Origin of the sequence: Paraburkholderia sediminicola, assembly GCF_046026675.1 — a bacterium.
Lineage (GTDB): Bacteria > Pseudomonadota > Gammaproteobacteria > Burkholderiales > Burkholderiaceae > Paraburkholderia > Paraburkholderia sediminicola_F.
Window position 1 is genome coordinate 1,802,549 of the sequence record NZ_JAQQEY010000002.1, and the last position, 22,984, is coordinate 1,825,532.

Consider the following 22,984-nt stretch of genomic DNA (forward strand, 5'->3'; position numbering starts at 1 on the left):
CCTATCATCGGAAAAACCAATGTTCCATTCTTCACAGGCCCCTCATAGAATCCAATGGCGGATTAGGGTTTCGTTATGCTAATCATGTTGGATATCGACGTTGTAACCAATCCGTATTGTTCAGACAGAGCTCGTCGAGCACGAACAGCTGCTCCGCGCCGATGCTAAAACCGCGCTCGATGAGCTATCGCTATCACGGGTCCCCGATTATTGAGCCAGACAAACGGCCCGTGAACAGTGACTCAAGTTGACATGTTGACGAAGCCCGTCAAAACCTTCGCAACGCATATGACCGCACCCCATAACCTTTTACGTAGCCGGATGCCTTAACCGAAAAGGTGACTCCCGATGCCAGCTCTCTGCGAAATCTGTAATGCCCGTCCCGCTGTCGCCCGTGTAACCGTTGTGCAAAACGGGGAGCGGAAATCTTTATCGATCTGCGACTACGACTATCGGCAATTAATGCGGCATCAAAGCATGCAGAACCCATTCGATTCACTGCTGGGTGGCGGAGGCCTGTCGCGCTTCTTCGGCGGCATGGAGGATGGGGACGAGGACGATGACGCCGGATACGCTGAAGTGCCACGGGAATCGGTCGATGCCACGGATGCTTTCAGCGAGCAGACGCTCGAATTGTTGCAACGCGCCGCGGAAAAGGCACACGAGCTTGGCCGCAATGAACTCGACACCGAACACCTGCTGTACGTGCTTGCGGACACCGATGTGTGTGCGGCGTTGCTGAAGGAGCTCAAGCTCTCGCCGGACGACATCAAGGCTTACATCGATCAGCATGCGCAGAAGGGAAAGGGTGATCCTGACTCGCCGGTCGACAAGATGACCGTGTCGCCTCGTTTGAAAAAAGCGTTCCAGTATGCGTTCCAGGCGTCGCGTGATCTGGGGCATTCATACGTCGGTCCGGAACATCTGCTCATTGGGCTTGCTGCCGTGCCGGACAGTATCGCAGGCACCCTGTTGAAGAAATATGGCGTGACGCCGGAGGCGTTGCGACAGAAAGTCGTAAAAGTCGTGGGCAAAGGCGCGGAGGACGGTCGTGTCGACACGCCAACCGGCACACCCAACCTTGACAAGTTCGGGCGCGACCTCACGGCCATGGCGCGTCAGGGCAAACTTGACCCGGTGCTCGGCCGCGCGCAGGAAATCGAAAGCACGATCGAGGTGCTCGCGCGGCGCAAAAAGAACAATCCCGTGCTGATCGGCGAGCCGGGTGTCGGCAAGACGGCGATCGTCGAAGGTCTGGCGCAGCGCATCATCAACGGTGACGTGCCTGAAGTGCTGCGCGGCAAGCGGCTCGTCGAGGTCAACATCAACTCGATGGTGGCAGGCGCGAAGTATCGCGGCGAATTCGAAGAGCGTGCAAAGCAGTTGATCGATGAGGTTACAGCGAAGAAGGACGAACTGATTCTGTTCATCGACGAACTGCACACGATCGTGGGCGCGGGACAAGGCGGGGGAGAAGGCGGCCTCGATATCGCGAACGTGCTCAAGCCAGCGCTTGCGCGCGGGGAGCTCAGTCTGATCGGCGCAACGACACTCAACGAGTATCAGAAGTACATCGAAAAGGATGCGGCGCTCGAGCGGCGTTTCCAGCCGGTGCTAGTGCCGGAGCCGACGGTCGAGCAGACCATCGTCATCCTGCGCGGCCTTCGCGACAAGCTCGAGGCGCACCACCAGGTGACTTTCGCCGACGATGCGTTCGTTGCGGCAGCCGAACTTTCGGATCGCTACATTACGTCGCGCTTTTTGCCTGACAAGGCCATCGACCTGATCGACCAGGCGGCGGCGCGTGTGCGCATCGGCGCGACCTCGCGCCCCGCGGCCATCCAGGAGCTCGAAGCCGAAATGACCCAGATGAAGCGCGAGCAGGATTATGCGTCCTCGCGCAAACGCTTCGATGAAGCGAAGGCTTTCGAGGCGAGTATCGGCGAAAAGCAGGCGAAACTCGACGAGCAGATGGAGGCATGGCAGCGCAAGACCGGCTCGGAGACGCTGGAAGTGACTGTGCAGTCAATCGCCGAAGTGGTATCGCGTCTTACCGGCATTCCGGTCACGGAGCTCACTCAGGAAGAGCGTCAGAAGCTGCTGGATATGGAGAAGAGGCTGCGCGAACGCGTGGTCGGCCAGGACGACGCGGTGATTGCCGTGAGTGATGCCGTGCGCCTGTCACGTGCCGGACTCGGCCAGACGAACCGGCCGATCGCGACGTTCCTGTTCCTCGGACCCACGGGCGTCGGCAAGACCGAACTCGCGAAGGCGCTGGCGGAAACGGTGTTCGGCGACGAGCAGGCGGTTGTTCGTATCGACATGTCCGAGTACATGGAGCGTCACGCGGTTGCACGGCTGATCGGCGCTCCTCCGGGCTACGTCGGGTACGACGAAGGCGGGCAACTGACCGAGCGCGTGCGGCGGCGCCCTTACAGCGTGATCCTGCTTGATGAGATCGAGAAGGCCCACCCCGACGTGTATAACGTCCTGCTGCAGGTGTTCGACGACGGGAGGCTGACCGACGGCAAGGGCCGCGTGGTGGACTTCAGCAACACGATCATCATTGCGACGAGCAACCTCGGCGCATCGATCATCATGGACAACCTCGAAAAACCCGAGGCGGACCGCCAGACCGAGAAAGCAATCCGCGAGGAGTTGATGGGGGTGCTCAAGGGCCACTTCCGGCCGGAATTCCTGAACCGGATCGACGAGATCATCGTCTTCCACGGGCTCTCGCGCGACAACATCCACTCGATCGTGCAGATCCAGCTCGAGCGGGTCGTGCGCACGGCCGCCGCGCAGGACATTACCCTCAAGATAGACGAATCGGTTGTCGATCACCTCGCCGATGCCGGTTATCGGCCGGAGTTCGGTGCACGCGAGTTAAAGCGGCAGATTCGCCAGGAACTGGAAACGCGGCTTGCGAAGGAGATTCTCAGCGACGCCCTGAAGTCCGGCGACAGTGTCGAGGTCAGTTACGACAAGGAAAGTGGCGAGGTGAAGTTCAGCAAGAGCGAGGCGCCGCCTACGCCTAAGGCGGCGGGCGCGAAGGGTAGTAACGGACGTGCGAAGAAGAAACCGTCCAAAGAGGTCAGCAGCCCAGAGCCAACGGAAAGCGCTCACTCGAAGGAATGAGGTGCATAACCAGCTGGGAGGAGCCGCAACGTCATTGCCGACGGTGTGCGGGCTCCCAGCCTGGCGATACAGGCGGTATGGCCGTACTTGTGCTGTGTGTACTGTGCACGCTCGCCGCTGGGCGATCTGTACCTTTCACGGTGCATCAACCTGATTAGACTGAACCCGTATCCACGCTTTATGCCGTGATGCGGCGTAACCTCAATCTGGATAGCCATCAGGCATCCTAATAAAGGCCATGGAGTTTAAAATGACCACACGACGCGAAGTGCCTGGAATCCGACCGTATGACGGACCCGCTGGCGGGTGGGGAGCGCTCCGGGCGACAGCTCAAGCCGTCCGCACCCAAATGGAAAGCATCGAGGCGCCGATCACGTTGATGCGGACCAATCAGCCCGACGGCTTCGATTGTCCGGGTTGCGCGTGGCCTGACAAGGAGCACAAGTCCACGTTCCAGTTCTGCGAGAACGGCGCCAAAGCGGTCACATGGGAAGCGACGACCAAGCGGGTGACGCCTGAGTTTTTCGAGAACAACACCGTGTCGTCGTTGCTGCAACGAACGGATTACGAGTTGGAGGATCTCGGCCGGCTGACGCATCCCCTCGTCTACGACCGAGTCACAGATAAATTCCGGGCGGTCGAATGGGAGGACGCATTTGCTCGCATTGGCGAAGTGCTGCGCGGGTTGTCCTCTCCGGACGAGGCCGAATTCTATACCTCAGGCAGAGCGTCGAACGAGGCCGCCTACCTCTTTCAGTTGTTCGCGCGAGAATATGGCACCAACAATTTCCCGGATTGCTCGAACATGTGCCATGAGCCGACCAGCGTTGGCTTGCCCCAATCGATTGGGATCGGCAAAGGCACGGTATCGCTGGATGATTTCGACAAGACCGAACTGATCCTCTCCATCGGCCACAACCCCGGCACGAATCACCCCCGCATGATGGGGACGCTCCATGAATGTTCGCGGCGCAACGTCCCGATCATCGTGTTCAATCCGCTGCGCGAGCGCGCGCTGGAGCGCTTCGCCGATCCGCAGAGCGTTATCGAAATGGCGACGTTCGCATCGACCCGAATCGCTTCGACCTATTTTCAGCTCGACGCCGGTGGAGACGCCGCCGCGCTCAAGGGCATCATGAAGGCGCTCCTGCAGATGGACGCGGAACAGGGCAACACGGTTCTGGACCACGAGTTCATTGCAACGCATACCCAGGGGTTCGACGCGTTTGCCGCCGATCTGGAAACGACGTCATGGGACGACATCGAAAAAGCCAGTGGACTCACTCGTGAGGATATCGACGAGGTTGCGATTGCCTATGCAAAATCGAATGCGACGATTGTCACGTATGGCATGGGTGTTACCCAGCATAACAAAGGCACCGCCAATGTCCGTCTGATTGCGGATCTGTTGCTATTGCGCGGCAACATCGGCAAACCCGGCGCAGGCATCTGTCCTTTGCGTGGGCATTCCAACGTGCAGGGGAACCGCACGGTCGGTATCACCGAAAAACCGTCCGCCACCTTCCTCAAGCAGATCGAAGATGTATTCGGCTTCAAGCCGCCGGCAGCGCACGGACACGACGCCGTCCAGGCAATGCAGGCGATGATCGCCGGTACGGCCAAGGCTCTGATTTGCCTGGGTGGAAACTTCGCGGTGGCGTTACCCGATTCCGAACAGTGCTTTCCGGCCATGGGCAAGCTCGATCTGAGCGTCCACCTCGGTACCAAGCTCAATCGTTCGCACCTGCTGGTGGCGAAAGAAACGTACGTGCTGCCTGTTGTGGGGCGCACGGAACTGGATATCCAGGCGACCGGCCGGCAATCCATTACGGTCGAGGATTCCATGTCGATGGTCCACGCTTCGTCGGGCAAGCTGAAGCCCGCGTCCGAACATTTGCTATCCGAGCCGGCGATCGTCGCCGGTATCGCGAGGGCTGCGTTGCCGAACAGCAAGGTGGCATGGTCGGAACTGGTTGCCGACTACGACAGGATTCGAGACCTGATCGAGCAAACTGTGCCGGGATTCGAGGCATTCAATGCACGAATCAGAGTGCCGGGCGGATTCCGTATGCCGCTTCCCCCGACCGAACGCGTGTGGCCCACGCCGTCTGGCAAGGCGATCTTTTCGGTGTACGGTGGCGTGAGGGAAGACGCCGACGTTTTCGGCGCTGAAAATGTGCTCCGTCTCATCACGATCCGCAGCCACGACCAGTACAACACGACCATCTATGCCATGGACGATCGTTACCGGGGGGTGTTCGGCCGGCGTGACGTGCTGTTTATGAACGAAGACGATCTTGCCGCACGTGGACTCGAGCACGGCGATCTGGTCGACATTGAGACGATTTCATCGGGCAGGCAGCGAACATTGAAGAAAATCACTGTAATCGCTTACAACATCGCACCGGGTTCTGTGGCGGCATACTATCCGGAAGCCAACGTGCTGGTGCCGCTCGACTTCATCGACAAGGAGAGCGGTACGCCTTCGTACAAGTCTGTTCCGGTTCATGTTGTGCGCTCGGCAGACGCCTGACTTTGAGCAATAGCGGGTCGATCAACCGGGCGTGCGCGTCCAGTTGACCGGCCTGCAGGATAGCGGGCGTGAACGCCGTTTTACGCAAATTCTGTTGTTACCTGGAGCCATTGATCGATCATGGAAATTTTCGATGCATTCCACCTTGCCAGGCTGCAGTTTGCGTTCACCGTTTCATTTCACATTATTTTCCCCGCGATCAGTATCGGCATGGCGAGTTTCCTCGCGGTGCTGGAATGGCGCTGGTTGCTCACGGGCGACGTTGCCTACAAGGACATGTTCCAGTTCTGGTCGAAGATCTTCGCGGTCGGCTTCGGAATGGGAGTGGTCTCGGGCGTGGTGATGGCCTACGAGTTCGGCACCAACTGGAGTGGATTTTCCAGCGTGGCCGGCAACGTCACCGGGCCGCTTCTGACTTACGAAGTGCTGACGGCATTCTTTCTCGAGGCAGGCTTTCTCGGCGTCATGCTGTTTGGCTGGCAACGCGTCAGTCCACGCGCGCACTTCTTTGCCACGCTAATGGTTGCGGTGGGCACGCTCATTTCCACGTTCTGGATTCTCGCGTCGAATAGTTTCATGCAGACGCCACAAGGATTCGCCATCGAGAATGGCCGGATCGTACCGGTCGACTGGATGAAGGTGATTTTCAATCCGTCGTTTCCGTATCGCCTCGCGCATATGACGATTGCCGCGTTCATCGTCGCGGGCTTCATTGTTGCGGCGTGCGGTGCGTGGCATCTGTTGCAGGGCCGACGTGACAAACCCGTCACGCGTAGTTTTTCGATGGCGCTGTGGATCCTGCTTTTCCTGACCCCGATACAGATTTTCGTTGGCGATGCGCACGGACTCAACACGCGCAAATATCAACCGGCCAAGATCGCGGCAATCGAAGGCCTGTGGGAAACCGAGCACGGCGGCACTGCGCTTAACCTGGTCGGCCTGCCCGACATGGATGCGGAAGTGACGCGATACACGATCCAGATACCGCATCTGGGCAGCCTGATCCTGACGCACAGTTGGGATGGCGAGATTCGCGGCCTGAAAGAGTTTCCGCCCGAGGACCGTCCGTATTCGCCGATCGTGTTCTGGACTTTCCGGATCATGGCGGGTCTCGGCATGTTGATGCTGTTGACGGCGCTGCTTGGCTTGCTGCTCAGACTGCGCGGCCGTCTCTACGAGACGCGCTGGTATCAGGGTTTCGTCCTGTGCATGGGGCCGTCCGGAATCGTGGCGCTGTTGGCAGGGTGGATAACGACCGAGGTCGGTCGCCAACCCTGGACGGTCTACGGTGTCCTGCGCACAGTCGACTCGGTCTCGCCAGTCAGTTCCCAGCAGGTCGGCGTTTCCTTGCTGATCTTCGTGCTGGTGTATTTCCTGGTGTTTGGCATGGGCTTCTATTACATGATGAAGATGATGAAGCGTGGGCCCGAAGAGCACGTCGAGCGCCGCGATTCCCGCCGGCATCCGGTTCTGCGTAATCGTCCGTTGGACGCACTGGAAGGGGAGTGACGCCATGCAAATCGATCTTCCTGTTGTGTGGGCCGCGATCATCGGACTCGGCGTTTTCATCTACGTGATGCTGGACGGCTTCGATCTGGGCATCGGCCTGCTGTTTCCGTTTTTCGAGGAGAAGGGCGACCGGCAAGTGATGCTCAACACCATCGCGCCGGTCTGGGACGGCAACGAGACATTCCTCGTGCTCGGCGGCGCCGGGCTTTACGGGGCGTTCCCGGTGGTCTATTCGACGCTGCTGCCGGCGAACTATCTCCCGCTGATCCTGATGGTGATCGGCCTGATCTTCCGCGGGGCGGCCTTCGAACTGCGTGCCAAGGCCGTCAGGACGCAGCACGCGTGGGACCTCGCCTTCATTGGCGGTTCCGCGCTCGCGGGGCTCTGCCAGGGCATCGTGCTGGGGTCGCTGCTGCAAGGTATCAAGATTGTCGATGGTCGCTTCGCCGGCGGCCCGTTCGACTGGCTCTCGCCGTTCAGTCTGTTCTGCGGAATCGGCGTGCTCACCACGTATGCGACGCTCGGTTGCGGCTGGCTGGTCCTGAAGACGGATGGCGAATTGCAGCACAAGATGCGTGAAGTGATGCGGCCGCTCGTGAGCATCCTGCTCGGGGTGATGGTCGTCGTGAGTCTATGGACGGTAATCGGCTTGCCGGCGGTTGCACATCGCTGGTTCGGAAGCGGCAATCTCGGCTGGTTCCTGCCGGTGCCGATTCTTGTCGTCGCATGTGTGTGGGGCGTCTTCCGCTCGCTTCGCCAGAAGCACGAGGCGACGCCGTTCCTGCTCACGCTCGCGCTGTGCTTTCTCGGCTATAGCGGCTTGCTCATCAGCATCTGGCCGAACATCGTTCCGCCGTCGCTGACGATCTGGGAAGCCTCGTCGAGCCACTCGAGCCAGCTGTTCGCGCTGGTCGGCACCGTGATCGTGCTGCCGGTCATCCTCGTCTACAACGTCATGCAGTATCGCGTGTTCCGGGGCAAGGTGCGGGAAGGGGATGCCGGTTACCACTGAGGGTGACGGCGCAGTCTGACTATTAAAAGAGCACATTATGATTGTGAGGCCAGGGCAGAACTGGTTCCGGCTGCTGTTTGTCTGGAACGGTTCCGTGTTGCAGTCGATTATTCCCCAACTGACTTTCATGGCGGCTGTCAGCAGTCTTGCCGTGGTGACGCAAGGGCGCATTTTCGGCGAAAAGATCCCGCTCAATACGGCGCCGTTCACATTGTTCGGACTGGCGCTGGCGATCTTCCTTGCGTTCCGCAATAACGCAAGTTACGAGCGCTTCAATGAGGCCCGCCATCTCTGGGGGAGCATCCTGATCTCGGCGCGGGCGCTGACATCGCAGATGCTGTGTTACGTCCCGCGGGGCGATCACAACGTTCAAATAGCCCATACGCTGATTGCCGCTGTGTACGCGTTGAAGCATCAACTGCGTGGGACCGACCCAACTTCAGATCTCGTTCGTTTTCTCGGACGCACGCGAACCGAGGCGTTGCAACACACCTGCTACAAACCGACCACGCTGCTCAATGAGCTTCGTCGCGACTTTGCCGATCTGCAGGTTCGGGCCTTGATGTCGGATACCCAGCTCTGGATGTTGGATGCGCAGATCAACGAATTGGGAAAGACGGTGGGAGGGTGTGAACGGATCGCATCGACGCCCATTCCGTTTGCCTACAGTGTGTTGCTGCACCGCACCGTCTATGCCTATTGTGTTTTGCTGCCGTTCGGTCTGGTCGATTCGACAGAGTTCTTCACACCGCTTCTCTGTGTTTTTATTTCCTATACGCTCATTGCACTCGAAGCGATTGCCAGCGAAGTCGCCGAGCCGTTTACTGTCGCGCCGAACGCGCTGGCGCTTGACGCCATGACGCGCAACATCGAACGATCCATTCTCGAACTGTGTGGCTGTGAACTTCCCGCCGAGGTCGAACCGGTGCGCGCGTACCAACTGACTTAGGGTGCGTCCTTCGATGCATCCGGTCGGCCTGCCCAGCAGGATACTGCGTCAACCTCGCCGTCACACCCGATACGGCACACGAACTGTACTCCTGAAATTCGCCACAGACTGTGCGTCCCGAGGGCGAGCCCAACGCACTATCCTGCCAACAGGTCATTGATGGACCGGCGGCCGTCCCAGTCAGACGGATCGACTGCCGCCACGCCCTTACCCCGTATGCCGCCGCCTACCTTCGGATAGATCGTGAACATCGTCCACCAGCCCATACTCGCCGACATAGAATCCCGCCATGGCGTACCCGCCGGTGCTATCACGACTACGCTCGACACGCTCGATCGTCCACTGCGGGATTTACGCCTTTCCGTCATCGATCAATGCAATTTCCGCTGTACATACTGCATGCCGCGGGAGACCTTCGGCGCAGACTACCGGTTCCTGCCGTCTTCGGAACGCCTGTCGTTCGAACAGATGCTCAAGCTCGCGAAAGCATTCGCGCTGCTCGGGGTGGAGAAAATCCGCATCACGGGCGGCGAGCCGCTCCTGCGGCGTGGACTCGAATCCCTGATCGAGCAACTCGCGAAACTGACCACTGCCAGCGGTAAACCGCTGGAACTCGCGCTGACGACAAATGGTTCCCTGCTTGCCGCAAAGGCGCGGTCGTTACGCGACGCCGGCCTCGGTCGCGTGACGGTGAGCCTCGACGCGGTGGACGACGCCATATTCCGCCGGATGAGTGACGTGGACATGCCCGTGTCGCGGATCCTGGACGGGATCGAGGCCGCACGCGCGGTGGGACTCGATCCGGTCAAGGTCAACGCCGTGATCGAGCGAGGCGTCAACGACAGCCAGATTCTCCCGCTCGTGCGGCGGTTCAAGGGCACCGGCGTGGCTGTGCGTTTCATCGAATTTATGGATGTTGGCGGCGCGGGCGGCTGGTCGAACACGAAGGTGATCACGGCGCGCGAGACGCGCGAAATCGTCGAATCGGCTTTTCCCCTGGTTCCCGTCGTCGTTCGTGAACAGACGGGCACCGCCGTCAACTATCGCCATGCCGACGGCACAGGCGAAGTCGGCTTCATCGCGAGCGTATCGCAACCGTTCTGCGGGTCGTGTTCGCGCGCTCGCGTATCGGCCGACGGTCAACTTTATTCATGTCTTTTCGCCACACATGGCACGGACCTCAGACCATGGCTCACTGAGGCCGCTTCGGTCGAGCAACTGGCAGGGGTCGTCCGCAGCCGGTGGATCCAACGCGCCGATCGCTACTCCGAGCTTCGCTCGACACCGCGCAGGCCAGGATCGGGGAAGACCTATCCCACCGTCCGCATGTCGCTGGTCGGCGGTTGATGCCTGGCGAGTCCTTGCGAAGCAGACACAGACCGGAGTTCTGCCATGACAACACCGTCGCCCAGCGATCGCACACAGCCTGACGCAGCGCATGCCGACAAGCGTGCAAGCGATCCTGCGCTTGTCCAGACCACCATCGCGTCGGGCTTCGAAGTGCGGGTCCAGCTTCAGCCGATCGATATCCAGTCGGAGATCATGCCGGTCACACGCAATCGCAACGTGGGCGCCATCGTGAACTTCCTCGGCGTGGTGCGTCATTGCGGCGATTTCGACGACGTAGTCGCACTGGAGCTTGAGCACTATCCGGGGATGACGGAGCAGTCGTTCAGCAGCATCGTCGAAGAAGCCATCGCACGATGGCACCTGGAGGCGGTGAAGATCGTGCATCGGGTGGGCCGCGTCGCGCTTGGCGAGGCGGTGGTCCTCGTCGTGGTCGCCGCGCCGCATCGCAGGGCGGCATTCGACGCCTGCGAATTCCTGATGGACTTCCTGAAAGCCCATGCACCGCTGTGGAAGAAGGAAATCCGCCGTGACGGCGAAGTCAGATGGGTCGAAGCCAAGACGCGCGACGAACAGTCGATGCTGCGGTGGGGTTGATGCGCGATTCGCTCACAACGTGCGCCCACATCGCGCCGGCAACAGGAACAGACGAATGAAACTCACCATCAGATACTTCGCTAGCGTTCGTGAACAACTCGGCATCTCGCACGAGATTGTGCACATTGACGCGCCCGAACTCGCCGTTGACTCCCTGCGGGTCAGGCTCGCGTCGAGAGACGAGCGGATGGCCGGGGCACTGCGCGCGGGTCGGCCGCTCCGCACAGCCGTCAATCACGAGATGGTCGCCGACACGTTTGTCGTGCGCGAGGACAGCGAAATCGCGTTCTTTCCGCCAGTCACGGGGGGCTGAGGCTCCTGCCCTCAAGATCTTGATCGAGCCGCACGGAGTTCATCCGCGCCCACGTGCGCTAAGGTCGTGGTCAGCGTACCAGCGAGCCGCTACCTGGCGCACATCGCGACGAGCTTGCCCACAGTAATCACCGCCTGTTCGATCTCGCTTGACCACGGGCTGCTGTAGTTCAGGCGAATGAAGTTTCGATAGGTCGTCTCCGAGACCGAGAACATGTAGCCTGGTCCAATGGTGATGCCTTGATCGAGCGCGAGGTTATAGAGTCGCATGGCGTCGACTTTGGGCGGCAGCTCGATCCACAGCACATATCCGCCCGCGGGGTTGGACATGCGGGTGCCTTCAGGAAAGAAACGCGAGACGGTCGCCTTCATCAGATTGGCCTGCTGCGCATACGCTCTGCGAACCCTTCGCAGATGATGCTCGTAACCATCGCGCTCGAGGAATTCCGCAATCGCCATTTGCGGAATCGACGGAGAGGTCAGCGTATTCAGGAACTTGAGTTTCTCCACCTGATCGCGATATCGGCCCGGCAGCGCCCAGCCAATCCGGTAGGCTGCCGTGAGGGTCTTCGAAAACGACCCGCAGTGCAGCACCAGCCCCTTCGTGTCGAAGGACTTCAACGTGCTGGGGTGCGTGCTGTCATAGTGAAGCTCGTTGTAGACCCCGTTCTCGATGACCGGAATGTTCCGCTTCGTCAGGAATTCCACGAGTTGGCGCTTGCGTTCGTCGGGCATCAGAAAACCCAGCGGATTCTGGAAGTTCGGCATGACCATGCAGGCCGTGATGGTCTGCGACTCCACGATGGCGGCGAGCGCTTCAATATCGATGCCGTGCTCCGGATGCGTCGACACCTCGATCGCTTTCATGCCCATCCGCTCGATCGCGTGGAGCATCGCATAGAACGTCGGTGACTCGACCGCGATCACGTCGCCGGGCTTCGCGACCGCCTGCAGGCACAGATTGATCGCCTCAGTCGCGCCGACCGTGATGATGATCTCGTTCGGATCGACGGCCATGCCGTTCTCGAGGTAGCGTCGCGCGATCTGCCGCACGAGGGCCGCATTGCCGGGCGGCAGCGCGTCGGTCACGCCCCAGCGCGTCTTGCCGCGTCCCGCGTCGTAGGCGTAGCGGTTGAGCCTTTCGAAGGGAAAGAGACCAGGGTCGGGGTAGGGCGAACCGAGCGGCACGGCATCGTCGACACCGATCGAGCGCAAGGTGGAAAGCACCAGCCGGCTGACGTCAACCGGTGACGAAATCGGAATCGGCTTCGATGGCCGGAGTTCGAGCGTTTTCCGTTCGCCCCCGTCGCCCCGGAAGTTGACGAAATAGCCCGACTGAGGCCTCGCGGTCAGCAAGCCACGGCTTTCGAGCAGCAAATAGGCGCGGATGACGGTCGTCACGCTGAGCCGATGTTGCTGGCTGGTCTGCCGTACCGATGGGAGGCGTTCGCCATGCCCGTACACGCCTTGCCGGATCAGCTTCTCGATGTCATCTGCCAGCTTCTCGTAGAGATTCATCGGACGATTTCCTTTGCCCTTAGCGTTCCGCAGCAGCACGTTGCATCGACCTCTCCCCCCCGGCTGGTACGCGCTCGCCTCGCCATGCCGCCGCCCGGTGCAAGGAGCGTAGCAGAACTGTACTGACCCGAGTCGACCCGATGTGTGCACTCTGCGACTGATGGCCCGGCCTTAACCTCTTCTCCATCGAATGCGCATTGCCAGGTCGCCCCGCAGGGGCCTCCCAATGCGTAAAAACTGGTTCGAATGACTCGAGATCGGTACAAAGGGAGGTTGGGCACTATGAATCTGCTAGAAGCCATGCGGATTTACGTCAGGGTGGTTGAGCGCGAGAGTATCTCCGGCGCGGCACGGGACCTCAATATCGGACAGCCGGCCACAAGCGAGCGTATCGAGCGGCTGGAGAAATACCTCGGCTGCCGGCTCCTGCTCCGTAGCGCACGCGCTTTCAATTGCACGCCCGAAGGCGTCACGTTCTACGAGCGTAGCAAAGCGATTCTGCTCGCCGTGGAGCAGGCGGTCGCTGAAGTGTCGAACGACGCGCAGGATCTCAAGGGAACGATTCGCATCGCAGCACCTCATTGCTTTGGCGAGACGGTCGTGCCGGAAGCGTTGACACTGGTGCGCGCAGCCTATCCGCAACTGGATCTGGAATTGGTCCTGAACGACCGGATCGTCGACCTCGTGACTGAAGGCGTCGATATTTCGTTTCGTCTTGGGCAACTTGGCGAAGGGGCATTCATTGCCCGTCAACTGGGGCAGGTTGGGCGTGTTCTCGTCGCCGCGCCAGGCTATCTGAGTCAGCACGGTCCGATCACCGAGCCGTCTGATCTGGTCAACCATCCCTTCATCCGGGTTCAGGGCATGTTCGGCACCGACCAGTTGCCGCTCAGGCACATGGCGACCGTTGTGGAGAGCGCGCCGATCCGTACCGCAATCAAGACCAGTCATTGGCGGCCCATGTATGAAATGATCGTTTCGGGTGCCGGCATCGGGGTGCTGGAAGAGCCGGCATGTGTCGATGCGCTTGCAGCGGGCCGGCTCGTGCGCATACTGCCGGAATTCGAGGTGCTGCCCTTCGATCTGAATGTACTGATTCAGGCGCAACGTCCGGTGCCGCCACGGGTACGGATGATGGTGACGATGTTGAGAAAGTGCACGTCGGAAATCCTGGAGAGGGTGCAGGTCGACTGCGGCGAAGTGACGAGTCGCTTTGAAGTACTTCCCGACGATGATGTGTCCGCACTTCTAACACCATCGTTGCGGGCCTGAACTCGCAACGATGGCTGAGGCCGGGAGATCTGGCAACCCCCCGGCAACCCCCGGCAACCGATAGCAGGAATCGGAAGCCGCTTACTCTGCTTGCGTCAACGACACTGAAGCTTCGCTCGTCAGCATCAGGAATGTCAGCGTCTCGCACAGATAGAGGCGCACTACGGTGTCGGTATGGCTCACGTATCCGATCGACAGCTCTTCGCCCAGGTGCAACTCGAAGTCGCCGCCGCGAGTGGATAACACGCTGCCGCCCGCAAGCGCGGGCGCCCAGATGATGTCGCCATTCACGATCCGCTTGATGTGCTCGATCACCGGATAACCCTGATCGCGCGCCTCGCCGAGCGCTGTGTATGCGTCGGCGCCGAGCAGCACGGAATAGGGCCCGTCGACGCCGGCAAGCCGTAGCTCTTCGAGCGCGTTGCTGATCGTGTTCGGATAATCGCTGATGTCGGCCGGCAGTGCGAGCGACGGATTCGACGAGCCTTCGCGAAGCCCGCCTATGCCCGCAGCCTTATATCCATCGAAAATCGCGCGATCTTCGGCATAGGCGAGCTGCTTGGCTGCTTCCTTAGCGGGCTGCCAGTCGGCATCTTTCGCGCCGCGCACGACGCTGTCGATCGCTTCGCGCTGCAGTTCGAACGGCACGGTCAACTGGACGAGGCTCTTTACCTCAGCCAGCTTCGCCACGACGCCCTGCTGCGGCGCGGCGATCGCGATCTGATGCCCCGTGCCGACGCCGGACAGTTCGGTTCCGCCGGGCCCCTTGACGTCAACCACACGACGGCCGGCGACGCTACGCTTGAACGTGCGAGCCACTTCGTCTTCGAGTTGTGACCAGGCGGCACGGGAGATGGGGGCAAGCTCGCGATGCAGATTATTCATGTTGAGAGATTCCCTTGAGAGAGCCAATATTCAGCGAGCCCTCGTGACGCGGCTCGGCGGATGAAGACGGTTCGGACCGTTGCTCGACAACGGCGGCGGCCGCTTGCGGATCGCGATCTGCGAGCGCCTCGAGCAAGGTGGCCGAGGGGATGAAGAAGAGGTTGCCCGTGACTGCGCGGCTGTAGTCGAGCAGCCGGTCGTAGTTGCCCGGCGGCCGCCCGACGAACATGTTTTCCATCATCTGCTCGATAGGCTCGGGCGAACGCGCATAACCGATAAAGTAGGTGCCGAACTCTCCCATGCCGGGGCGGCCGAATGGCATGTTGTCGCGGAGGATTTTCACTTCCTCGCCGTTCTCGGTGATCGTTGTGAGCGAGCTGTGTGAACACGACGGTTTGACGGCTTCGTCGAGCTCGATATCGGCCAATTTCGTGCGGCCGATAATGCGCTCCTGCGTCTCGACGGAAAGCGCATTCCAGCCGGTCATGTCGTGCAGGTACTTCTGCACGATGACATAGCTGCCGGCCTCGAACTCCGGGTCCTCGTCACCGATGCGGGTGGAATCGACGGCTTTGCGACCCGCTGGATTCTCGGTGCCGTCAACAAAGCCCACCATGCTGCGCAGATCGAAGTTGCGAAAACCGTGTACTTCGTCGATGACCGAGACCGCAGTACCGAGCCGTCCTGTCAGCTGCGTGGCGAGCTCGAAGCAGAGATCCATCTGATCCGCGCGGATGTGCAGCAGGATATCCCCCGGCGTACTCACGGCGCGGCGTTCGCCTGCGCCGAATTCGCGGAACGGATGCAGGCTCTCCGGGCGCGGGGCGCCGAACAACGTGTCCCACACGTCGGAGCCAAAGCCGACAACGCACGACAGGTTGCCTGAGGGGACACGCTTGCCGACCGAGCGCACCAGGGCGGCAACGTCCCCGCACCACGCGCGCACCTGTTCAGCGGGCTCCTGGCCGGCCGCGAGGGTCGCGACGATGAAGATCGCGCTACGTGTGATGTCATTACAAACGGCTTGCGATTCTGGGATGTCTTTGGGCATCGGATTGAATATTGATGAACCGTTATTGATTCCGGGAATGGAGCGAGTGTCTTTCCGCCTTCGCGATCATCTGTCTAAGGCGCGCGCAAATTTTTCGTCCGGATGAATGAAGTACGTGTGCTGCTGCAGTCGCCGCAAGTACACGTTAAGCGTTGCTTCGTCATCAGGAGGTGCGCAGATATACGTGACATGGTCGATGTTCAACTATGCGTCCAGAGATGTTATACCGCCCAGGCACTTTATGGAAACAGTGCAAAGGATCCGGGTGAGTTCGAATGCGGCATCCCGAAGGCAGACGGGCGACCCGATTGCGTTTTGCATGCTTGCCGGCGGGGCAACGTATCAAGCGGCGGCGGGCGAGATCATGTGCCGATAAGGTTCGACATTGTTTTGTCGTAAATCTCTGCTTCTCATTCGATACTTCATATCGGACCCGGCGGCCTTTTATTCTCCTGTCATATCGTTACCATCCGTTCAAGGCTGTCTATCGCAGCGAGAAAGGCTGCGCCAGATAATTCGCATTGCGAATGGAGGTAGGGTGCGGTGAATCTGCTCGAAGCCATGCGTATCTACGTCAGGGTGGTTGAGCGTGGGAGTATCTCCGGCGCGGCACGGGACCTCAATATCGGGCAGCCGGCCGCGAGTGAACGCATCGAGCGGCTGGAGAAGTACCTTGGCTGCCGGCTCCTGCTCCGTAGTGCGCGCGCATTCAATCGCACGCCCGAAGGCGTCACCTTCTACAACTGTAGCAAGAGGATTCTGCACGCGGTGGAACAGGCAGTCGCTGAAGTGTCGAGCGACGCGCAGGGTCTCAAGGGAACGATTCGTATCGCGGCGCCCCACTGCTTTGGCGAGACGATCGTACCCGATGCGTTGACGCTGGTGCGGGCAAGCTATCCAGAGCTGGATCTGGAACTGGTCCTTAACGACCGGATCGTCGACCTCGTGACGGACGGCGTCGATATTTCGTTTCGTCTTGGGCAACTTGGCGAAGGGGCGTTCATTGCCCGTCAACTGGGGCAGGTTGGCCGCGTTCTTGTTGCCGCGCCAGGCTATCTCAGCCAGCACGGTCCAATCACCGAGCCGTCTGATCTGGTCAAGCACCCGTTCATCCGCGTCCAGGGCATGTTCGGCACCGACCAGTTGCCGCTCAGGCACATGGCGACCGTTGTGGAGAGCGCGCCGATCCGTACCGCAATCAGGACCAGTCATTGGCGGCCCATGTATGAAATGATTCTCTCGGGCGCCGGCATCGGGGTGCTGGAAGAGCCGGCGTGTGCCGATGCGCTTGGTGCGGGCAGGCTGGTCCGAATCCTGCCGGAATTCGAGCTGCCGCCATTCGAACTGAATCTCCTGAGTCAGACCCAACGCCTGATACCCATGCGGGTACAGCTGATTGTGACGATGCTAAACCATTGCACGCCGGAAATCCTCGGCAGAGCGCGCGCCGAGGTCAGAGCCGACCTCGACCGATACCATGAATCGGAAATAAACAAATGGCACGCGATGCGAAAATCACTATCTTTGATAGACAACGTTGGCGAGTCAAGGAGCTATCAAATGGCACAACAGTTGATCGTCGCGGTTTTCGACAGTGTGGACGTTGCCGAAAGAGCCGGTCGGGATTTCAGGAATTTTGAGGAAAAAGACCTTGGTTTCAAAATCGGGAGCGGCGTGCTGGTTCAAAAGGACGCCACCGGCAAACTGATCGTGCTCGACAAGCAAACCCGGCCGTTTTGGGGCACAGTGATCGGTGCGCTAACGGGCGGTTTGTTCGGGATGCTTGGTGGGCCGGCGGGGGCGCTACTTGGCTTCACGATAGGGGCGAGCGGTGGACTGGCTGAGCATGCGATCAAGGAGACGTTCGACGACGATCTGGTCGCATCGATATCCGGCAAACTGACCGCTGGCCACGTGGCATTCATCCTCGAGGCGCAGGAGGCGTCACCGTTTGAAGTCGACAATATCGTGCTCGGTTATGGTGGGAGCGTTTTTCGCAAACCCCTTGCCTGACCGGGTGCATTCTTCAGGAGTAACCGGACATGGCCGTATCTGCGGACGAAGCTATCACCCGTGAAGCGATTGAAGGGCTCTATCGCGCCTTCGAGCAGAAAAGCGTCGCGTTGTTACGAAAGGTCGTTACCCCTGATTGGGAATATATTCCCGAGCCCGTCGGGGTGGCGCCGGGACCTGACCAGATGGTTCAAATATTCGCGAACATCGCCACAGCACTGCCGGATATGAAAATCACCATTCTCGACGTGTTGATTCATGGGGACCGGGTGGGCGTTCGCGCAGAGATCACGGGCACGCAAACCGGGACACTACTGGGCATTGCTGCAAGTTCCAAACACATTAGTTTCGCGATTCACTCTTTCCATCAGATGCGCGGAAATCTAATTGCGAAGACGTGGCACCTCGAAGACTGGCTGTCGGTGTTCCGGCAACTTGGACAGTTACCGCCAACGCTTGAGCAATCTTGAGTTGCGCGAGGACGGACGCATAAGCGCCGGGGAAAGTGCCGATGCTAGTGATGCATGGCTGCAGCGACTAGAAGATGAAATGGGAGCACGAGTAGTGCCGTCCCGCCGACGCCAAGCAGCCACAATGCAAGGAACCACAGCAGGCCGTGGCGAGGCGTCTTATGGGGATCACGGCTTACCTGTGACATGGCATGGCTCCTGTCGGCTAGTGCGCTATTTGCCTGATTCATTTTAGGCGAATGGACTGCCCGAATCCATCTAAAAGCAAACGAACGAGGCTCGGCGAAGGATAGACCTTCGCCGAGCCTCGCTACGCTTTGAATGCTTCAGATGCGTGGGTGTTGTAGATACGGGACCCGTTCCGGATGCGTCAGAACCGGTGCTGAATCCCCGCTGTGACACCCGCTTGCGTATCCGCCGCGCCGGTCAGATCACGTGACAGGCTGACCGCGTTGTCATGCTTGGCCATCGCATAACCGCCCGCCATATACAGCACCGTCCGCTTCGACAATGCGTACTGCGCCCGCAGCGAGAACAGCGTCGGATCGGCGTCGCTCGCGTCCTTGATGTCCTGATGGTAGACCGCGGCAAACAGCGAGAAGAACGGCGTCACGTCGTATTGACCGCCGACCCAGTACATATCGCTGCGCAAAGTCGGCGCGGCAGTGTGGAAGGTGCGCCGATAGTTGCGATACCCGGCCATCGCCTTCACCGTGCCGAAGTCGTAGCTCAAACCTGCGTGGATGCCTTGAATGTAGTTGGTAGTGTCCGCGGGCGTCACGCTGTCGTTCGCGCCGTTCTGCCGGTCGAACGTGGCGACAACGGCGAACGGGCCGTTCTCGTAGCCGAGACCAAAGTCATACTTGGAGCTTGATTTCATGCTGCCCGGCACGTTGCCGAAGCCGTACATGGCGCCGAACTTGAAGCCGGCGTACGTGCCGTCATAGCGCACGGCGTTGGCCGAGCGCGAGAACAAACCGTCCTTACGACCGCCGGTCGCGGTGGATGACGTCGCCCACGAGTAGTTCGGCGCGTAACCCATCGGGTCGAACTGCAGCATATAGTCGTAGGTGGTCGTGAAATTGCGGCCGAGCGTGATTTGCCCGAAGCGGTTTTTCAGGCCGATCGTGGCGCGGCGGTCGAAGATTGCGCCGGGTCCGTCGTCGAACTGGCCGTTCGCGACGTTGATGCCGCTCTCCAACTGGAAGACCGCCTTCAGTCCGCCGCCAAGATCCTCCACGCCACGCAGGCCCCAACGCGACGTGTTCTTGCCGCCCGAGACGAGGCGCGCGGCGCCGCCGTCCTTGCTCGCGTGATTCACGTATTCGACGCCCGCATCGACGATCCCGTACAAGGTCACGCTCGATTGCGCATGGGCCGTTGCTGCCAATCCGGTGAGGCCGGCGCACGTCACGCCGAGGGTCGCCTTTGTCATGCTCCACTTCATCAACAGTCTCCTGTGCTTGGTTCATTCACTTCGGTTGGGGATACGGTGTGGCTGGCTCCATCAGCACGTTTGAGCTCGCTTCAGCTCGCCTGTGCGAAGGCCCAGCAGTCGTTGGCGGGGAATTCGATCCAGTGGCGGCCGGCCGCGCGCGGCACATGGCCGAAGGCGCGCAGACGCAGATCGCCGCAATGGAACAGGTATTCCCAGCGGTCGCCGAGATACATCGACGTGATGAGGTCCGCCTCGAGGCGGTTTGCGCCTGGGCCATCGGCGACCTGTACGCGTTCGAGGCGAATCACGGCCTGCGCGTTTTGTCCGGTGGTGAGCGCTTCGCGCGCCTGGGCTTGCAATTGCCAGCCGTCGCCGGTCAGCGTCACGCGTTCGCCATCGACCGCGGCAACGCGCGCGTCGATCCGGTTATTGCTGCCCATGAATTCGGCGGTATAGAGCGAGCGGGGCGCGCCATACAGTTCGGCGGGCGTGCCTTCCTGTTCGATGCGGCCGTTGCGCAGCAGCAGGATGCGGTCGGACATCGCCATCGCTTCGGTCTGGTCGTGCGTGACGCACAAGGCGGACAGACCCAGCGAAACGATCAGTTCGCGCAGCCAGGCACGTGCTTCTTCACGCAGCTTGGCGTCGAGATTCGATAGTGGTTCGTCGAGCAGGATGACGGGCGGGTTGTAGACCAGCGCCCGCGCAATCGCCACACGCTGTTGCTGGCCGCCGGAAAGCTGATACGGATAACGCGCGGCGAGATGACCAAGGCCGAGTTGGTCGAGCGCAGACTGCACGCGTTTTTTTTGCTCAGCGCTCGACACGCGCCGCAACTTCAATCCATAGCCGACGTTGTCCGCCACGGTGCGATGCGGCCACAGCGCGTACGACTGAAACACCAGCCCAAGCGAGCGTTGTTCGACCGGCAGGTCAACTTTGGACGCGCCATCGAAAAACACCTTGCCGTCCAGTTCGATACGGCCGGAGGAGGGCTGCTCCAGCCCCGCGACCGCGCGCAGCAGGGTGGTCTTGCCGCTGCCCGACGCGCCCAGCAGGCACACCACTTCGCCGGGGTTCAGTTCGAACGACACGCCCTTCAGAATCGGGTTGTCGCCATAGCTGAGAAACAGGTTGTCGACCGAGAGCTTATCCATGCAATTTCACTCCGAAGCGCAGGGCGACGCCGAGTCCGGCGCCGACCATCGCGATGTTGATGACAGAAAGCGCCGCGACCTGATCGACCGCGCCGGTCGCCCACAGCGACACCAGCAGCGCGCCAATCACTTCCGTGCCGGGCGAGAGTAGATAGACGGCGGTCGAGTATTCGCGCTCGAAGATCATGAAGATCAGGAGCCATGCCGCGAGCAGACCGAAGCGCACGAGCGGCAACGTGACGTCGAGACTGACGCGCGCCCGCGTGCCGCCGACGCTGCGTCCCGCTTCTTCGAGTTCGGGGCCGACTTGCAGCAGCGCGCTTTGAATCAGGCGCATGCCGTACGCGAGCCACACGACCGTGTACGCGATCCAGATGCTCCACATGGAGTTCTTCAATTCCTTCAGGCCGGGCACGAAGAGGAAGATCCACAGGAACGCCAGACCGGCGAGCAGGCCGGGCACTGCACGCGGCAGCAGTACGAGGTAGTCGAGCAGGCGCGTGGCCCAGTCGTTGCGACGATGGCCGGCAAATGCGACTAGTGAATAGAAGCCCACTGCAAGCGCGCCACCGAGCACGCCGATGCCGAGCGTATTGAGAATCGCGCGGACCAGGTTGTCCTGTTCGAACAGTTCGGTGAAGTTGGCGAGCGTCAGCACTTCGGCGAGATTCACGCCTTCACCCCAGTTGGTGACGAACGCGCGCAGCGTGATGCCGGAGAGCGGCACGAACACCGTGAGCAGCAACCACAGCGCGACGATTGCCAGCGCAACCCAACGCCATACGCCGAGCGGCAGCACGGTTTGACGTCCCGCCTTACCCTTGACCGTGACGAAGCGGTTCGCGCTCTTCAGCAAGCGTCGTTGCAGCAGTACGAGCGGGAAGGTGATCGCGACGATGCACACGGCGACCGCGGCCATCAGGTGATACGAGGGCACGCCGAGCTTGTTGGTGAGTTTGTATAGATACGTCGCCAGCACGAGGTGACCTTCGGGGTCGCCGAGTACGAGCGGCAGGCCGAATACTTCGAAGCCGAGGAAGAACACCAGCACGCCCGCGAACAGCAGGGCCGGCAGCGTCATCGGCAGACTGACGTCGAGCGCGACACGGAACGGCCGTGCACCGGCGACGCGCGCCGCTTCTTCGACATCCGAGCCGAGATTGCGCAGCGCCGCCGACGAATACAGGTACACGTGCGGCACATGCGTGAGCCCCACGATCACCGTGATCGCGAGAATCGAGTACACGCTCCACGGTGCTTCGGCGGTACCGAACAGTTCCTTCCACCAGACCGAATAGAAACCGACCGGGCCGGCCGCGACGACATAGCCGAACGCGAGCACCATCGGCGAAACGAACACGGGAGTGAGCAGCAACGGCTCGAGCCAGCGGCGGCCGGGCAGATCGGTGCGCACCATCAGGAACGCGAGAATGCCGCCGAGAGGGATCGAGATGAACAGCATCCCGGCCGCGATGATGAAAGAGTTCTTCAGCGCGGACCAGAAGTCGGGGTCGCTGAAAATGAACTCGAAGCCGGCAAGACCGAGCGTGCGTTTGGCGTCGAAGAACGGCGCGTTCAGCACGCTCTGGAACAGAATGAAGCCGAGCGGCAGCGCCACCGCGACGGTCAGCACCGCGATGACGAGCCAGCGCAGCAGCCCCGCAAACGGCTGCAGACCGCCGCGCGGCAGCGCGCCTATCGTGCCGCCGTCGGCCGCGAGGGCGGGTGCATCGCGGTGTCCGGTTGCGCTAGTGGAAAGCATGAGTGTCCCCCTGCAGCGTGA

At 60.7% G+C, this 22,984-nt stretch carries 16 protein-coding genes and 1 pseudogene; 11 read left to right on the forward strand and 6 right to left on the reverse strand.

Going from position 1 to position 22,984, the window contains the following annotated elements; all coding sequences use genetic code 11:
• Positions 1-348: 348 nt before the first annotated feature.
• The 8 genes from PQQ86_RS27795 (at position 349) to PQQ86_RS27830 (ending at position 11,398) form a co-directional block, all read left to right on the forward strand.
• Entirely contained in the window at positions 349-3,138 is a 2,790-nt protein-coding gene (locus tag PQQ86_RS27795; RefSeq protein ID WP_408274244.1) for an ATP-dependent Clp protease ATP-binding subunit, read from the forward strand.
• 250 nt (positions 3,139-3,388) lie between these two features.
• Positions 3,389-5,671 carry an FdhF/YdeP family oxidoreductase gene (locus PQQ86_RS27800; protein WP_408274247.1) on the forward strand — a complete coding sequence of 761 codons (2,283 nt, stop codon included), beginning with the start codon at positions 3,389-3,391 and terminating at the stop codon, positions 5,669-5,671.
• A 120-nt stretch (positions 5,672-5,791) separates the two neighbouring features.
• Positions 5,792-7,180 carry a cytochrome ubiquinol oxidase subunit I gene (locus PQQ86_RS27805; RefSeq protein WP_408274250.1) on the forward strand — a complete coding sequence of 463 codons (1,389 nt, stop codon included), beginning with the start codon at positions 5,792-5,794 and terminating at the stop codon, positions 7,178-7,180.
• A 4-nt stretch (positions 7,181-7,184) separates the two neighbouring features.
• Positions 7,185-8,192, forward strand: coding sequence for a cytochrome d ubiquinol oxidase subunit II (cydB, locus tag PQQ86_RS27810; protein WP_408274253.1), 1,008 nt, complete (start codon positions 7,185-7,187; stop codon positions 8,190-8,192).
• A gap of 37 nt (positions 8,193-8,229) precedes the next feature.
• Positions 8,230-9,141: a bestrophin family protein gene (locus tag PQQ86_RS27815; RefSeq protein ID WP_408274257.1), complete on the forward strand. Its 912-nt coding sequence runs from the start codon at positions 8,230-8,232 to the stop codon at positions 9,139-9,141.
• Between the two features lie 240 nt (positions 9,142-9,381).
• Positions 9,382-10,488 carry a GTP 3',8-cyclase MoaA gene (gene moaA, locus PQQ86_RS27820; RefSeq protein ID WP_408279378.1) on the forward strand — a complete coding sequence of 369 codons (1,107 nt, stop codon included), beginning with the start codon at positions 9,382-9,384 and terminating at the stop codon, positions 10,486-10,488.
• 45 nt (positions 10,489-10,533) lie between these two features.
• Positions 10,534-11,085: a molybdenum cofactor biosynthesis protein MoaE gene (locus tag PQQ86_RS27825; RefSeq protein ID WP_408274260.1), complete on the forward strand. Its 552-nt coding sequence runs from the start codon at positions 10,534-10,536 to the stop codon at positions 11,083-11,085.
• Between the two features lie 55 nt (positions 11,086-11,140).
• Positions 11,141-11,398 (forward strand): MoaD/ThiS family protein, encoded by a 258-nt coding sequence (locus PQQ86_RS27830; RefSeq protein ID WP_408274263.1) that lies wholly within the window; start codon positions 11,141-11,143, stop codon positions 11,396-11,398.
• A gap of 89 nt (positions 11,399-11,487) precedes the next feature.
• Here PQQ86_RS27830 and PQQ86_RS27835 read toward each other — a convergent pair whose 3' ends face one another.
• Complete coding sequence (locus PQQ86_RS27835; RefSeq protein ID WP_408274266.1) at positions 11,488-12,915, reverse strand: aminotransferase-like domain-containing protein; 1,428 nt, start codon at positions 12,913-12,915, stop codon at positions 11,488-11,490.
• A gap of 282 nt (positions 12,916-13,197) precedes the next feature.
• On the opposite strand from PQQ86_RS27835, the gene PQQ86_RS27840 reads away from it, so the two are divergent.
• The gene (locus PQQ86_RS27840) at positions 13,198-14,187 is read left to right on the forward strand and encodes a LysR family transcriptional regulator (RefSeq protein WP_408274269.1); all 990 of its coding nucleotides are present in this window, start codon (positions 13,198-13,200) and stop codon (positions 14,185-14,187) included.
• A gap of 81 nt (positions 14,188-14,268) precedes the next feature.
• Here PQQ86_RS27840 and PQQ86_RS27845 read toward each other — a convergent pair whose 3' ends face one another.
• On the reverse strand, positions 14,269-15,072 hold the full coding sequence (locus PQQ86_RS27845) for a family 1 encapsulin nanocompartment shell protein (protein WP_175051605.1): 804 nt from the start codon (positions 15,070-15,072) through the stop codon (positions 14,269-14,271).
• The gene (locus tag PQQ86_RS27850; protein ID WP_408274272.1) at positions 15,065-16,123 is read right to left on the reverse strand and encodes a Dyp-type peroxidase; all 1,059 of its coding nucleotides are present in this window, start codon (positions 16,121-16,123) and stop codon (positions 15,065-15,067) included. The genes PQQ86_RS27845 and PQQ86_RS27850 overlap by 8 nt, the downstream gene beginning before the upstream one ends.
• 543 nt (positions 16,124-16,666) lie before the next feature.
• Between PQQ86_RS27850 and PQQ86_RS27855 the strand changes: the two are divergent.
• A pseudogene (locus PQQ86_RS27855) lies at positions 16,667-17,557 on the forward strand (LysR family transcriptional regulator); the annotation flags it as partial.
• A 608-nt stretch (positions 17,558-18,165) separates the two neighbouring features.
• Positions 18,166-18,606: an ester cyclase gene (locus tag PQQ86_RS27860; RefSeq protein ID WP_408274275.1), complete on the forward strand. Its 441-nt coding sequence runs from the start codon at positions 18,166-18,168 to the stop codon at positions 18,604-18,606.
• Positions 18,607-18,976: 370 nt separating this feature from the next.
• Here the strand turns inward: PQQ86_RS27860 and PQQ86_RS27865 are convergent, their stop codons facing one another.
• The 3 genes from PQQ86_RS27865 to PQQ86_RS27875 form a co-directional block, all read right to left on the reverse strand.
• Positions 18,977-20,053 (reverse strand): porin, encoded by a 1,077-nt coding sequence (locus PQQ86_RS27865; RefSeq protein WP_408274278.1) that lies wholly within the window; start codon positions 20,051-20,053, stop codon positions 18,977-18,979.
• A gap of 80 nt (positions 20,054-20,133) precedes the next feature.
• A complete protein-coding gene (locus PQQ86_RS27870) occupies positions 20,134-21,201 on the reverse strand; it encodes an ABC transporter ATP-binding protein (protein WP_408274281.1) in 1,068 nt (355 codons plus the stop codon).
• Complete coding sequence (locus tag PQQ86_RS27875; RefSeq protein WP_408274284.1) at positions 21,194-22,963, reverse strand: ABC transporter permease; 1,770 nt, start codon at positions 22,961-22,963, stop codon at positions 21,194-21,196. Before PQQ86_RS27875 ends, PQQ86_RS27870 begins: the two co-directional genes overlap by 8 nt.
• Positions 22,964-22,984 lie beyond the last annotated feature (21 nt).

Bases quoted from the DNA above. Each gene is read 5' to 3' on its own strand.
- PQQ86_RS27795 (WP_408274244.1), top strand. From the start codon at position 349: ATGCCAGCTCTCTGCGAAATCTGTAATGCCCGTCCCGCTGTCGCCCGT.
- PQQ86_RS27800 (WP_408274247.1), top strand. From the start codon at position 3,389: ATGACCACACGACGCGAAGTGCCTGGAATCCGACCGTATGACGGACCC.
- PQQ86_RS27805 (WP_408274250.1), top strand. From the start codon at position 5,792: ATGGAAATTTTCGATGCATTCCACCTTGCCAGGCTGCAGTTTGCGTTC.
- cydB (WP_408274253.1), top strand. From the start codon at position 7,185: ATGCAAATCGATCTTCCTGTTGTGTGGGCCGCGATCATCGGACTCGGC.
- PQQ86_RS27815 (WP_408274257.1), top strand. From the start codon at position 8,230: ATGATTGTGAGGCCAGGGCAGAACTGGTTCCGGCTGCTGTTTGTCTGG.
- PQQ86_RS27825 (WP_408274260.1), top strand. From the start codon at position 10,534: ATGACAACACCGTCGCCCAGCGATCGCACACAGCCTGACGCAGCGCAT.
- PQQ86_RS27830 (WP_408274263.1), top strand. From the start codon at position 11,141: ATGAAACTCACCATCAGATACTTCGCTAGCGTTCGTGAACAACTCGGC.
- PQQ86_RS27835 (WP_408274266.1), bottom strand. From the start codon at position 12,915: ATGAATCTCTACGAGAAGCTGGCAGATGACATCGAGAAGCTGATCCGG.
- PQQ86_RS27840 (WP_408274269.1), top strand. From the start codon at position 13,198: ATGAATCTGCTAGAAGCCATGCGGATTTACGTCAGGGTGGTTGAGCGC.
- PQQ86_RS27845 (WP_175051605.1), bottom strand. From the start codon at position 15,072: ATGAATAATCTGCATCGCGAGCTTGCCCCCATCTCCCGTGCCGCCTGG.
- PQQ86_RS27850 (WP_408274272.1), bottom strand. From the start codon at position 16,123: ATGCCCAAAGACATCCCAGAATCGCAAGCCGTTTGTAATGACATCACA.
- PQQ86_RS27860 (WP_408274275.1), top strand. From the start codon at position 18,166: ATGGCCGTATCTGCGGACGAAGCTATCACCCGTGAAGCGATTGAAGGG.
- PQQ86_RS27865 (WP_408274278.1), bottom strand. From the start codon at position 20,053: ATGAAGTGGAGCATGACAAAGGCGACCCTCGGCGTGACGTGCGCCGGC.
- PQQ86_RS27870 (WP_408274281.1), bottom strand. From the start codon at position 21,201: ATGGATAAGCTCTCGGTCGACAACCTGTTTCTCAGCTATGGCGACAAC.
- PQQ86_RS27875 (WP_408274284.1), bottom strand. From the start codon at position 22,963: ATGCTTTCCACTAGCGCAACCGGACACCGCGATGCACCCGCCCTCGCG.